This window comes from Nostoc sp. 'Peltigera membranacea cyanobiont' 232 (assembly GCF_002245985.1).
Taxonomy (GTDB): Bacteria; Cyanobacteriota; Cyanobacteriia; order Cyanobacteriales; family Nostocaceae; genus Nostoc.
Genome location: NZ_NOLK01000002.1, coordinates 37,983 through 51,716, shown reverse-complemented (window position 1 = coordinate 51,716; position 13,734 = coordinate 37,983). Strand labels below are relative to the sequence as shown.

Annotated in this window: 8 protein-coding genes; 2 read left to right on the top strand and 6 right to left on the bottom strand. The window is 42.0% G+C overall.

Annotated features, from left to right (window positions below; all coding sequences use genetic code 11):
* Positions 1 to 609, bottom strand: a complete 609-nt coding sequence (gene rpsD, locus CDG79_RS01195) for a 30S ribosomal protein S4 (RefSeq protein ID WP_094332004.1) — start codon at positions 607 to 609, stop codon at positions 1 to 3.
* 468 nt (positions 610 to 1,077) lie between these two features.
* Between rpsD and CDG79_RS01190 the strand changes: the two genes are divergently transcribed.
* Positions 1,078 to 1,728 (top strand): hypothetical protein, encoded by a 651-nt coding sequence (locus CDG79_RS01190; RefSeq protein WP_317616565.1) that lies wholly within the window; start codon positions 1,078 to 1,080, stop codon positions 1,726 to 1,728.
* A 719-nt stretch (positions 1,729 to 2,447) separates the two neighbouring features.
* Here CDG79_RS01190 and hetR read toward each other — a convergent pair.
* From hetR to CDG79_RS01165, 4 genes are all read right to left on the bottom strand, one after another.
* On the bottom strand, positions 2,448 to 3,347 hold the full coding sequence (hetR, locus tag CDG79_RS01185; RefSeq protein WP_094332006.1) for a heterocyst differentiation master regulator HetR: 900 nt from the start codon (positions 3,345 to 3,347) through the stop codon (positions 2,448 to 2,450).
* Between the two features lie 2,237 nt (positions 3,348 to 5,584).
* Positions 5,585 to 7,927, bottom strand: a complete 2,343-nt coding sequence (locus CDG79_RS01175) for an EamA family transporter (protein ID WP_094339799.1) — start codon at positions 7,925 to 7,927, stop codon at positions 5,585 to 5,587.
* 667 nt (positions 7,928 to 8,594) lie between these two features.
* Positions 8,595 to 9,917 (bottom strand): inorganic phosphate transporter, encoded by a 1,323-nt coding sequence (locus CDG79_RS01170; RefSeq protein WP_094339942.1) that lies wholly within the window; start codon positions 9,915 to 9,917, stop codon positions 8,595 to 8,597.
* 84 nt (positions 9,918 to 10,001) lie between these two features.
* Complete coding sequence (locus CDG79_RS01165; protein ID WP_094339797.1) at positions 10,002 to 11,048, bottom strand: zinc-dependent dehydrogenase; 1,047 nt, start codon at positions 11,046 to 11,048, stop codon at positions 10,002 to 10,004.
* Positions 11,049 to 11,523: 475 nt separating this feature from the next.
* Between CDG79_RS01165 and CDG79_RS01160 the strand changes: the two genes are divergently transcribed.
* A complete protein-coding gene (locus CDG79_RS01160; protein WP_094339794.1) occupies positions 11,524 to 12,030 on the top strand; it encodes a GNAT family N-acetyltransferase in 507 nt (168 codons plus the stop codon).
* Between the two features lie 191 nt (positions 12,031 to 12,221).
* Here the strand turns inward: CDG79_RS01160 and dacB are convergent, their stop codons facing one another.
* The gene (dacB, locus tag CDG79_RS01155) at positions 12,222 to 13,685 is read right to left on the bottom strand and encodes a D-alanyl-D-alanine carboxypeptidase/D-alanyl-D-alanine endopeptidase (protein WP_094339791.1); all 1,464 of its coding nucleotides are present in this window, start codon (positions 13,683 to 13,685) and stop codon (positions 12,222 to 12,224) included.
* Positions 13,686 to 13,734 lie beyond the last annotated feature (49 nt).

Here is a 13,734-nt window from a genome sequence, read left to right as displayed (position 1 = left end):
TTACGCTTGTCGTGAGTAGTATTCCACCACAAGTAGTTCATTAACTTGTAATGCCACCCATTCGCGCTCAATAACGCTGTTGACTTTACCAACCAACTTAGCTTTGTCAAACTCCAAATGACTGGGGAGGTTTGCCAAACCGGGATATTGCAAGTTAGCTTCCACCAACTTCCGTGATTGGGCGCGATCCCTGACTGCAATTACTTCACCAGGACGGCATTGGTAGCTGGCAATATTCACGACACGACCGTTAACAGTTACGTGACCGTGATTTACCAGTTGACGAGCGGCGGGGATAGTTGGGGCTATACCCAAGCGGAAAACGGTATTATCTAAACGCATTTCTAGCAATTGCAGCAATACTTGTCCGGTAGAACCAGTAACACGTCTGGCTTTTCGCACATAGCGGAGCAATTGTTTTTCAGTCAAACCGTAGTTGAAGCGGAGCTTTTGCTTTTCTTCTAAACGGATGGCATATTCAGAGCGTTTCTTACGGTTCTGACCATGCATACCAGGTGGGTAAGCGCGTCTAGCGCTTTTACGAGTCAATCCTGGTAGGTCGCCTAAGCGACGGACAATTCTGAGGCGGGGCCCTCTATATCGGGACATGAGTTTCCTTAATCTAATCCTGTTTAAACTTTACCGAAACATTCCATTTTGACACTCCCCTAATTTTTAATCAGGGGATTCTTGGTTTTTTGAAGCTGCTTACCGAGGTAAGACGTATCTCACCAAGGTAGACGCATCGATTTTTGCGCCAGTTGCTTTTAATCGGTAAACCCGACAAACTAGCCTCCAAGCCTGAATTCCGACCTGTCACGCCGTACTCCTGCCCATAAGTTTTTTGTGTTTATTTAGTTTCGTAGGCTACTCAATCATCAGATTGGTTTACGCAGTATTCTTACTCTGAAATACTTTTTGCGTTGCTTACTTATCTTTCAAACAGTTATAGTAACACAATTTCCGGCATAATTAATTATGTCTATACCTTGCTAACGCTGAAATTCTTGAATTACAGAGGATTTTTAAAATATTTGAGTTAGCATAACCTTGGGTGTTTGGAGAATGGCAATGTTAATGAGCAATAAAGCGGTTAATAGAGGTAAGAACAAACAAGCCAGTTCCACCTCCAGAAGTTTAATAGTACCAGTTTTGGCTATAGCTGGATGGTTGACAACAATTTTACCCAATCCAGCGATCGCTGCTTCCTACAGCAATGATTATAGTGTCTGTGCAGGTCGCCTTTTGAGCGTAGGTGTAACAGCACAAGGGGCATCACAAGGTTGTGCAGCAGCACTGCGTCCAAGGGATTTGGCTGCTTGTGTGGTTAAAATCAAGAAGGAAACCCAAATTGCCGCGACAGATGCACTTTATTCTTGTGGCAAGGCCCGGCGACCTGAAGAGTTAGCTACCTGTGTAGTTGGCGTGAGCTTAAGTACTAAGGAAGAAGCTAATCCGGCAGTTTTAGATTACTGTGGACGTAGCTTGTTACCCGTGCGTTTTGGGCAGTGTGTGGTTGGCTTGCGTAGTCAAATCGATTTCCCCCCTGCTCAGGCGTTAGATACTTGTATCAGTGCTAGTGATAGTATTGTTGGTGCTTCATCTTCGTCTGCACCGCCGATCATCATTCCTGGGGGATCGAGTCCAAGTACCGACACTATACCATTTCCAACGCAACCGACTATTCCAACGCAACCGATTGTTCCAACACAACCTGGCACTAATTAAATTCCAGTGCTTTGTAATTGATTGAGAATATAGGTTAATTAATAGGGTGGGCATCAAAACGCCCACCCTATTAATCTGTCAAGTTTTAATTTATGGGTAAGCAAGTTCGTAGTAATACCAATTCTCTGTAAACTTGCACTTAATGATTGCTCCTTCTCCCTTGGCGTACTTGGTGGTTCGTTTAATAAATATTAAGTGCATACTCATATAGGATTGATATTTGATTTTTGAAATACACGTAGGGTGTGTTATGCCGTAGGCTTAACGCACCACCCTTTATGTTTTGGTGCGTTACGGAAGCCGTAACACACCCTACACATACTTAGATTTTTTCAGAAATCAAATACTAGTCCTATAGCGAAATGGTATAAGGACTTAATCCTCAAAACTGGTGGTCTATGTCATTAGTTTTGAGGGTTAAGAGAACGAACCGCAAAGCGCACAAAAAGCGCCAAGTTAAGAGGTAATAAAAGAAATTTAAAATACTAATTCACATATCAAAATAAAATATCTATATAAAATCCGCTATAATTGCCTTCTGCTTGCAAAGGATGCAAACTAAAAACTTGCAAGACAAAAGTCACAAGCAGTTTTGTGACTTTTGTACTACTAATACAGTATTACAATGTAAATAGACCGACCATCCCCCTACTTTCAAGCAAGGGATAAAAGGGGTGAAAAGCTTATAAAGTAAGCTTTTTGAGTTGTGCGTAGTGCTACTAGTCTTCTCTTTCACCAAAAGCCGTCTGTAAAACCACTGCAATACCACCGTCTTGATGATATTTATCTGCCCAAGCCCGGATAACTTCATCCAATTCTTCCATAGCTTGCTCCATTTTTTCTGGCAGGATATCAAGTTCTTCTAGTAAACGCATGGCATTTCGTCGCCGTTCTGCCCAATTTTTCATCATGCGGAAATACCGAGCGGTATCTTCTACCATGATGTAAGTGCGTTCTTGATCGTCTGCTGGAGCATAAAAAGGACGGGTAAGTGCGTAGAAGGGCATTCCCCAAGGAGAATCTATGCGTGTTACCGTGCCTGAGTAGAGTAGACGGCGCTTGATATGCTCACCCAAAGCTTCACTCAAAGGCATTTGGTGTTCGGTTGGCAAGTCTTCTTGCGATCGCCTATGCAAAAACTCAATCAAATCTAGAAACTCAAAAGAGCTAACTAACTGGGCATCTGGTAAGTTACTTGGCAGTTTCTGCTCAATTTGTCTTTTCTCTTCACTTGTCAGACTCGTACCTGGTACGCGCGATCGCCCTGGTTGCCAAGGATACTTTTCTAGCCAGACGTAAGGCAATTGAATCAAATATCGAGGTTCTTGAGAACCCAACATTTTTAACAGTTTGCCTTCTGTTAACGCCTGTCTGACTTCTTCTACAATAATTTTTACGCGTTTTGGCTCTAGGTGGTGCAGATGCCCTGTCATTCGCAGGTTTTGCCCCTGCTCTAGATAGGTCATATAAATTGCACACTTTGCTGCTGTTGCGGCTGCGTCTAAAAATGCCCCATGCCTGTGCCCACTCGTCCGCATGGCACTAAAAGCCAGATAAAGCATGATCTGATCCATCGCACTGGGGTCAAGACGTTTGATCAGATCTATGTCGTTACTCATATTACAGACAATTGAATAGCACGTTTACAAAGTTTTTAATCGAGTGAGAATAGGTAGTATACACCTGGCTGAAAGCGATTTTTTCACTTCAGACTATATTAGTATGCGATAACCATAGAACTGGTAGTAGCCCAAACTACCATTTTCGCATATTTTCTAGTACACAAGCAGATTCAGTCGTTGTTACTATAACTGTCTCTGCATCTGCCTGGAAAATTACAGATATTATCAAGTCCAGCTTGACGGCGGTTTACTTCTCAAAAGTCAACTGTGTTGCAAATAATCTACGAAGCCTTTAACTTTTCTGGGGTTTTTCTCATCTTTCAAGAGCAAGAACGTTAAGCTGCTTACACCTAATTATGGCACTATACCGACTCGGAGTAAAAACTAGTTTGCGCGGTTCATCTGGGGTATTTGTTACTCAAAAAAGATGGTTTTTATTCAGCTTTGGTGAATTATTTGTAGTACACAGGTGGCTGGAGATCCTTGGGAGTAATCTCAAAAGAAACCGCTTACCAGGTGTAGCAACATTCAGAGGTTGAGCCAAATGGCTCGTTGGGAACTATCATTTTGTTCATAACCTCCTGTGATGTCTCGGCAGTGTCAGCCGTTGGCTTGAGGGAAGATAGTAGACATCAAGTAGAGCAATTAATTCCAATTTCAAAATACCTGTTCTTCTTTCAAATATCGTCTTTTATCATACCATCATTTTTTAGTTTTGGAATAAAAATATGTATTTTAAAGTTTATAAATAATTGAAATTTAAATATTTTATATTATGACTAAATCAAGGTTTGATGATATTTCTATTTTGACTCTTAAACCTAAGTCTAATTTATCTTTTGTGTTGGTAATTTGACACAGAAAGCTGCGATTAATTCAGACTGAACCGCATAGCTATCATGCTTTTTCGCTCGTGTTAATAAACTAGAAATTAGTGACTAGGCATATATATAATAAAACATATTGCATTCCGTCTGATGATTATTTAGAGGTTGTTTTTCAATGAAATTATATTTTTTTCATGAAAGAATTTTAAATTTTCATGATTTAACTAATTCATTGACTACTTTAAAGTATATTTTTACATTGCTGTTTTATATACTTGAGAAACTGGAATTGCATAGATAGTTTGTTGCTGAAAAAGGATGAGAATTCGCCGCAGGCTACGAAATAAGCCTCTTTCTCTAAGCATCTGGGCGATACCTACGGTGGGCTACGCCTACGCAGACTAAGTTGACTAGTATACAAAGGCATTAATAAAGATACCATTTCGCCAACCTCAAGAACATGCAAATGAGGTTTTTTTAATTTCGCGTTACCCGCAGGGGTTTTCGTAGAATCAAAAGACAAGGTGTTTCATGAGCGATCGCTCCATATATTCACATACCTTAAAAAACGGTTTACTCTAAACCCTTCTACTACTTCTTTATCTCCTAGTTCCAAAATGTGCTGCAATGGTCTTAACTCCTTGCAAATTTCCTTTTTGGGCAAGTACTCGTACTCAATTGCTTGAGTCAGTACTACTCGTACTGGTTATATATACGTGTTTTCCCTATCTGTATCAGGCTAAATCCCCAAAAATATATTACAAGTCATCAACTATAGCGGTTCTCAATCCTATGGAATACAGCCTTGTAGCATTGGGGAGGAAGATTCAAAGCCTCTCTCCAATTCGGCTACAGTGTACACACAAGTTTTGCCGCAGTCATATTCTTAGATTGCGTTTCTATTTCGCAGTCATCAGGAACGCCTAGCCCGGATTTCTCACCACATCTCAATAATTAAATAAGTAATGAGTAATGAGTAATGAATCTTACTTATTACTTATTACTTATTACTTCGCCCGTGAGGTTCGCTAGTGGGAGAGTTCAATCTGCCAAGTTCAATCCCTTCTCTCATGCGTGAGAAATGCGGGCTAGAAGTACGCCTTATATTTTTATTAATATCTCGTACTGCGTTTCTATCCCGCCTCGGACAAAAATGTGTGTATACCGTAGCCGAGTCGGAGAGAGGTTAAAGTGTATTGCACCTAAATGAGCGATCGCTATATTTATCTGCACCTATACAACAGCCCTAAATTATCCTTGAAAACTAAAGATCCCCGACTTATAAAAGAAATCGGGGATCTTTGATGTAGAGAAGTTCCAAGTAGGCATATTAGCGTCAGGATTGATGCTGAGAGTGATAGGAGGTAAACTAGCACCCATTACACCTAAACTGATTGAACTTGCCATTTAATTCGTGTTACTGGAGGGTTTAGCCTGATTTCGCATGGTTTCCAGGCTGAAAGCAGCCGCGCCAAAGGTTACTAACAACACTCCCAGAATTTGCACAATATCTAAATTTTCTTGAATGATTAACCCAGCGAAAATTACGGTTAAAACTGGGATGCTACCACCGATAATTGCCGATCGCGAAGCACCTAGTTTACTAATACCAACATTGTTCAGCAAATAGCCCGCAAGAGTCAGCACACCCAAGATAAATGCACTTAAAACCAGTTCTAGCATCTTAGAGGAGTCAAAAACTATCAAGTTCCAATTGCTCGGTAAAGGTAGCATCAAGCAAATAAAGCTCAACACCAACATGGTAGCGAAGTTAATTAAGGTAAAAGTCACAGGATGCAGTTTGCTAGCACATACCCGTGTCAGAATTATGTAGGCAGCAAAAGCTACGCCCGAAAGAATGGCGGTGCTGCTTCCCATAGAACTATTACCCATACTGGTGTTGGGAGAACCTCCTAAAACCAACAATTCGCCACAGCAAATGGCGGCGATCGCAGCGAAGCGGAATGTGGTGGGGCGATCGCGGAACAGAAACCACGACAATAGCCCACTAACCATTGGATAGATAAAGAAGAGTGCGATCGCCATTCCAGTTGTAACTTGAGCGATCGCAATGTAGATTAGCACCTGAGACAAAAACAAAAAGCACCCACTCACAACTGACAACAGCAAAATCCGCTTGGTAGCTGTATTAGCAGCTGTGGGATTTCCTCGCACTGAAGCAGCCAAGTTTTCTAAGTCTTGCCATAGTGTTGGATGCAATATGGGAGACAGCAGTACCATCAGTGGTACTACTACCATAAACCGTAGCGTCAAAATTAACAGAGTATTGCCTAAAGTCGGCGGTAGCAAGCGTTCTACATCTAATACTCCAAAAATCTGGGAACCTTCATGGAAAATTACTTTGATGGCTATGTTGTAAAGCGACGATACCACTGCCGATAAGACAATCAACAAGAAACCGATTTGCAACTGCGAAAAGCCGGAGGAATTAGGCGATCGCGATTCTGGAGGTTTTGCTTCCGGCTGCGGCTCTAGCGCAGTAGAAGGTGGCGATTTGGGTTTGCTCTGCGAAACCCTGCGGATAACAGAAGTTGGTTCAGCAGCATTTCTCCGTCGTAAAGGTTGAGGTTGTATTACTTCCGGCTGTGGCACAGATCCAATAGGAGGCTCTGATGTAGTTTCGCTTTCTGACAAATCCTTATTGAGGACAGAAATGGGTTCAGCAGCGTTTTCCTTTGGTGGAGGAACAACAGCAACAGCCTCTGATGTTGTTTCTCTTTCCGACAAGTCTTTGCTGGGGAGAGAAATCGGGTTCGCGGTGTTTTCTTTAACAATGGGAGGCTCTGATGTTATCTCTTTTTCCAACAAGTCTTTGATAGAGACAGAAATCGGGTTCGCGGCATTTTCTCTAACAACGGGAGGTTCTAATGTTGTTTCCCTTTCCGACAAGTCTTTGATGGGAACAGAAATTGGGTTAGTGGCGTTTTCTCTAACAACGGGAGGCTCTGATGTTGTTTCTCTTTCTAAAAATTGATTAGGGATCGGGGAAATTGGCTCAGGGGAATTTCTTACCACTTCGCCAAAGGGCTGCGGGGATGTCTCAAAAGAACTGTTTTTTTCTGGCTGAGTAAACTGTAAAACAGTAGGTGTACCTGCTGCTGGTTTGCGTGAAGTTTCTTCTATAGTTTTTTCTAGTTCTCCATGCAGGCGGTTAACAAACTCCGCCAAAATCGTTTCCCCTTGCTGCTGCTGGCTATACATCCGTGACAACTGTTGGGAAAGATTACTTTGATAGTTTTTTAGCTCCTGTTGTAGCGAGTTAAAAGTAACAGTAACGGTGTCATCCAGGCTGTCAAACATGTGTTCGACTTTTTCATTGATTTCACCTACTACATTTACTACGTTGCTGCTCACTTCAGCGGACTTTAGCGCAGCTTGTTCGTAAGACTTACCCTCTATGCTTTGGTTAGCTAAAGTTGCCAGAGAGGATTGCAGTTGTGAAGATATATGCTTTGCCAGAACTTCTGCTAGTTGACGAATTAAGACTTGTTGCTCAGTGATTTGGCGCACTTGTTGTAAATGCTCTTTTTCCTCTACCAAGCTTTGAATCTCATCAGATAACCGATTTTTTTCTGACTGAAGCCGCTTTACGTCTTCCTGCAATGCTCTGAGGACATTCTGCTGAAGATTTTCTAAGTCTTCAACTACAGCCCAAAGAGCATTTTCTGCTGCTCTAGATAGCTCGCCTCTGACTCTTGGGTTTTCTGGTTGCTTCTCGAATCGCCCCATTAGCTTCTAACCTCTAACACCTTGACGATAAAGCTGCTTCCGGTACGCTTTATTGGCGCTCATCCTAATTTCCTGTATTTTGTCAGATAAATTAAAAATTTTAACAGCACTTCCGCATTTCAACGTAATTCTGTCATACTGAACACAACTTGGCAAAGCATCAAATTGCCCTACTGCTTAATACGCTGTGTTTTTTTCAGCATTGATAAGTATTTAGCCATTCGATTTTGGACTTTCCTGCGGAACGCTACGCAAACAACTTCTCTCAATCGAACGATTTTGGATTGTCGGTATGGCTGTAATTAGCTTGAAATGACACCTTTTTGGTTTTTGATCGGTTTAGTTTACATCAATTATTTGCCAATGAGATTTTTACTTTATAAATCTCACTCCAAATAAATATTTATTGTTTTTTACCATGCAGATGCGTGGCTTAGGCGGAAATTTGTAAATTTCTGTGGAATGTAACTTGTGTGACAGTTTATATCTCTAAATGGAGATTAAAGTATCTTTCTGTGGAAATTCAAAGTTACGCTATCCCCTGCACAACATTCTAATAGAATGAGCAGCAGTTCTGCAAAAACACGCTTTTTTGGCGTTGTTGCAGTCTAGGTTGTACTTTGAGTAGATTTAGCAGACAAAAAACTTAGAAAAATATTAATAATTCTTAGCGGAATAAAATTTGGGCGATGCTAAAGATGGCAGCGCTAAGTAAAGCACTCACAGGGATTGTAATTAGCCATGCGGCAGCAATGCCTTTTAGTGTTTCAAACTTTATCGACTTGATATTTTGCACTAGTCCAATACCAACTACACCGCCGACGAGAGCATGGGAAGTGGAGACTGGTAAACCTAGCCGGGAGGCGATGAGGATGGTGGTAGCAGTAGCAAGTTCTGCACAAAATCCACTACTAGGTTCCAAGGCAATAATGTTTTCGCCAATAGTGGCGATGACTTTTTTACCCCAAACAGCTAAACCACCAACAATACCAGCACCACCAAGGATTAAAATCCAAAGGGGGATAGTTATACCATCTATAGGTACGCTACCAGTGCGATTGATGTAGACGATCGCAGCTAAAGGAGCGATCGCATTTCCCACATCATTAGAACCATGAGCAAAGGCTACAAAGCAAGCACTCAGCAGTTGGAATCGTCCGAATAATCTTTCTACGGGATTGGGGATTGGGGAAGGTGGGGCCCCCTCTGGGGATAAGGGGTAATGGGAACTGGGGATTGGGGATTGGGTAGACTTTTCTGTTTTTCCCAAATCTTCTAATTGTCGCCAACTAATGATTGTGAGTCCAACTGCTGCTACTGCACCCATTAATAGTGGGATGTCGTAAGCAGGGATCGTAAAACCAACTTGCTCAATCACAAAATTGGTTAGCGGTTCAGTTAGCGATGGCAATACAATCACGCCGAATACACCTAGCAGCGCAGTACTCAACCAGGGAATCCATTCTTGTAACTGCACTACTTGATTGGGTTGATCCAAAATCCAGTGCTTGATTAGACTGTAAAATAAAGCAGCGATCGCACCACTAATTAATGGCGTTAAAACCCAGCCAATGCTAATTAAGCCAATTGACGGCCAATCAATTGCACCTACTCCCAAAGCTACCCAACTAAATCCAGCGATCGCACCAACAACGGCATGGGAAGATGAGACTGGTAAACCTCGTGATGTGGCAATTTGCAACCACACACCACAAGAAATTAGTACCGTTACCATCCCAATAACGAATATTTGGGGTGTAGCTGCGAATAAAGCGGGATTGGCAATTTTCGTTGCGAGAGTTTCCGTTACCTCATGCCCAAACAATACAGCACCCGTAAACTCTAATACCCCAGCAATAATTAATGCCTGTTTTAAGGTTACAGCTTTGGAACCGACGGAGGTTCCCATCGCGTTAGCAACATCGTTTGCTCCCAGATTCCAAGCGACGTAGAAAGCTAGTAGAGCGACCAAAAGTAGGGTAATAAGCATTTTGTTTGGGCTAATGGGAAGATAAGGAAACAAGACGCGAGGACGTGGAGAATAATTTCCATGCATCCCCATGTCTAAGTTATTTTACGGATAAATTAGGATTTTGTAAGTATCCGGTGTGGGTGCGATCGCTTGCTCGACAGCTGTTGATAAATCTTTTAATGGATAGCGATCGCTTATCAACGCTTGCACGTCAATTCGCTGATTAAATACAATATCAGCCGATAGACTCTGAAGCCGATACGATGAGCTATAACTACCGATTAAGTCAACTTCCCGGCGGTAGAGAAGATTGGGGTTGATGGGAATTTCCACCTCATCAGGGAATTCGGCGAAAAACAAGATTTTGCCACCTTTGCGGGTACAATCGAGTGCTTGAAAGAAGGCTTTCTCGCTAGGAACAGCTAGCAGGGTGACATCAACACCAAGTCCGCCAGTTAGGGCATGGATTTTGGCTAGTAAATCCGCATCACGGGCATCAAAAGCCGCCTCTGCACCGACACTCAAAGCTTTTTCAATTCTAGAGGGTAGCAAATCGGTAGCGATCGCTTTTGCTCCGAAATACTTTACCAACATGATAAACATTAACCCAATTGGCCCAGCACCAGTAACTAATACAGTTTGTCCTGGAGCAATTTGAGCTTTTTTCACAGCTTTCAAGCAGCAGTTAGTTGGTTCTACAAAACTCGCTTCTTCAAAACTGATGTTATCTGGGATGGGAATCAACCCACCGTTTTCCACAATATGTCCTGGAACCTTAACATAATCAGCAAAACCGCCGCCACTGGCGTTAAAGCCTGCGGTTGTGGAGATGTTTTTGTAGACATCGCACATAGAAAAATTATCATTTAGACAGTAGGCGCAACGCATACAAGGGATGTGGTGCATCACTGCTACCCGTTGTCCAACTTGCCAACCTTTGACATTATTACCTAACGCTGCGATCGTACCGGCAGTTTCATGTCCAAAAATGCGTGGCGGTTCATACAGTGGATAACGAATTTTCTTAATATCTGACTGACACAACCCCACAACCCGCACCTGTACCAGCACTTCATCTGGTTCTAGGCTTGGAACTGGGATATCTTCGTAAGACAGTTGATTAACGCCTCTAAATACCTGTGCTTTCACGTTGGTTTTTCCCCGCTCAACGATACTAGATGTAACATTAGTGGTCAACGTTAAGCTATCAGATTTGTGATTTATGTGTCTTAGCTTGTTGTAGTTCTGTTTCTAAACTTTGTTCAAATATTTGGAATGCTTTGATATCTGCCGAATGGCACTAAGAAAAGGGAAAATCGTTGAGGCAGCAGGGGTGCAGAGGAGCAGGGGAGAAAGAAGAAATTTTAGGCAATTGCGTTCAGATATTTAGAAATTCCCCTCTGCACCCCTGCCCCTCTGCAATCCTTACGCTGCCTACCATTCAGCTTAACTTAGTGCCATTCGATATCTGCCGATGAGAGGCTGGAAAAACCGGAGAAACTATGGTTGCTATCCAAGCGACGCGACAATACCACTTCTTCTCAGATACAAGAGTGTGTTGCGGCTTCCGTAACGCTGTATTATTTTTGAATATTTTCTCAAGATTTTCTCCGAGACGCTAGCAATGACTATTCGCCATGCGACTGAAACTGACTTGCCTGCAATTGTGGCAATTTATAATGCTGCAATTCCTAGCCGCATAGCAACTGCTGATTTAGAGCCAATATCTGTGGAAAGTCGCCTTCTTTGGTTTAAGGGGCGATCGCCTTCACAACGCCCACTTTGGGTTATCGAAGTAGAGGGAGTAATTGCTGGATGGCTTAGTTTTCAATCCTTTTATGGGCGGCCCGCCTATAATACGACTGCCGAAATTAGTATTTATATAGCCCCTCACTTTCATCGGTGTGGTTTGGGACGACAACTATTAGCACAAGCAATTAGCGAAAGCCCTAGTTTGGGTTTAAATACCCTACTATGCTTCATTTTTGCCCACAATCAGCCCAGTTTAAAACTTTTTGAAACATTTGGTTTTCAACATTGGGGACATTTACCTAAAGTTGCCGAAATTGACAGCATTGAATGCGATTTAGTCATCATGGGACTCCGAATTATTGACATTTCTACAGATTAAAGCCGTGGGAATGCAAGGTTTCATTGAAGGGCAAAACTCGCAGTCGAATTTAATGTGCGCTCGACATCTTGGTTTAATTCAATTCCCATTTTAGATGCATCCTATAGATTAAAAATATGTGATTTATTTTACGCAAAAAAAGGGAGTAACAGCAATGAGTACTCCCTTCTTATTAAATCTTTAAACACTTCTTAACAACGCCGCAATTGCGTTAATAAGACAACAATCTCATCAATAGCTTGGCGCACAACAGTAGCAGGCTGCTCTGATTGATTCACAATAATACTAAAAACTAACGGCTCATATTTAGGCGCATTCATATATCCAGATAGAGAAACAACACCCGTTAACGTACCCGTTTTTGCTTGCACAATCCCCTCAGCAGATGTGTTTTCAAAACGGTTTTTCAAGGTTCCACTTTTACCCGCCATAGGTAAAGATGCGCGATACACATATCCTGCTGGTGTTCTTGCCATTCCTCGCAAAGTTTGTACAAAAGCTTCTGGTGTCACTAAGTCCCGACGTGATAAACCCGAACCATCTACTAAAATATAATTTGTTGGATCAACTCCCAATCGAGTTAAATTTGCTTTGACAACTTCTAAACCGACATCAGCGCTAGTCTTAGTTTTCACTCTAGGTTTTTCCCCAGCTAATGCTCTCAGTAGTGCCTCAGCATAAAGATTATTACTATTCTGAAGAGTTTCCATTAATAATTCAGATAAAGGTGGCGAGTCTACAAATGCTATTTCCTCTTGATGAAAACCACCAGTTACGACTAATGTTTGCCCCAAAGCAATTTTTTCTGTTGCCAAAGCAGCACGGAAGCGCCGTAAGAAGTAATAATTAGGGTCAACTACAGGCAAATCTATTAAAGACGGTTCAGAATTTGTTGTTAGTTGTCCTTGAATTCGTAATGCTATTCCTGATAATTCACGGGTAACGTTGACGTAGGTTGATTGATTTTGTGGAACTGTTACTGACTGATTAATTGTCCGCCACTGTTTTGCCTCACCAGGATCGATCCACACCACTTGTAAAGATTTACCTACAGCCTGCGGTACAAGTTTTAAACTAAAAATATTTTGATTTAGAATAAAGCTACTGACTGGTGCGCCATAGTCTGACTGCACATCTTCCCATTGCCAGGTGGGGTTAACAATATCACCTTGAATATAACTATCATCAGCTATCAATCGCTGGATTTGAGTAATACCCTTCTGTTTTAGCTGCTGTGCTAATGTTTGCAGTTGAGTATCACTTAAACTGGGATCTCCCCTACCAACAACACGTAAAACACCATTGCCATTTTGATAAATAGAGGTGCGAATCCGAAAATTAGCACCCAATTCTTGCAATGCAGCTGCTGTTGTCAGCAACTTGAGGTTAGATGCGGGAATAAAATATTTCTGAGCATCCCGACTATAAAGAGTTGACCCCGCTGACAGAGGTTGTACCAAAATTCCCCAGCGCACCCGACTAAATAAAGGACGATTGATTACAGCATCTATAGCTGTTCCCAATTGGGTAGAGCAAATTGATTTTGTGGTAGTTGTTGGTGCAACTGGGGTTTGTGCTTTAGCTGCTGGCTGGGTAACACCAATTTGAGTACCTAGAAACAGCAGCATCAAGCCAAGAGAAATTTTTCTAGTCATCACATAGTTAGTAAAACTACTTGATGATAATACCTTTGTGTGGCATCTT

What these genes read in the sequence shown, in the direction of transcription:
- rpsD (WP_094332004.1), bottom strand. Translation starts at nt 609, where the DNA reads ATGTCCCGATATAGAGGGCCCCGCCTCAGAATTGTCCGTCGCTTAGGC.
- CDG79_RS01190 (WP_317616565.1), top strand. Translation starts at nt 1,078, where the DNA reads ATGAGCAATAAAGCGGTTAATAGAGGTAAGAACAAACAAGCCAGTTCC.
- hetR (WP_094332006.1), bottom strand. Translation starts at nt 3,347, where the DNA reads ATGAGTAACGACATAGATCTGATCAAACGTCTTGACCCCAGTGCGATG.
- CDG79_RS01175 (WP_094339799.1), bottom strand. Translation starts at nt 7,927, where the DNA reads ATGGGGCGATTCGAGAAGCAACCAGAAAACCCAAGAGTCAGAGGCGAG.
- CDG79_RS01170 (WP_094339942.1), bottom strand. Translation starts at nt 9,917, where the DNA reads ATGCTTATTACCCTACTTTTGGTCGCTCTACTAGCTTTCTACGTCGCT.
- CDG79_RS01160 (WP_094339794.1), top strand. Translation starts at nt 11,524, where the DNA reads ATGACTATTCGCCATGCGACTGAAACTGACTTGCCTGCAATTGTGGCA.
- dacB (WP_094339791.1), bottom strand. Translation starts at nt 13,685, where the DNA reads ATGACTAGAAAAATTTCTCTTGGCTTGATGCTGCTGTTTCTAGGTACT.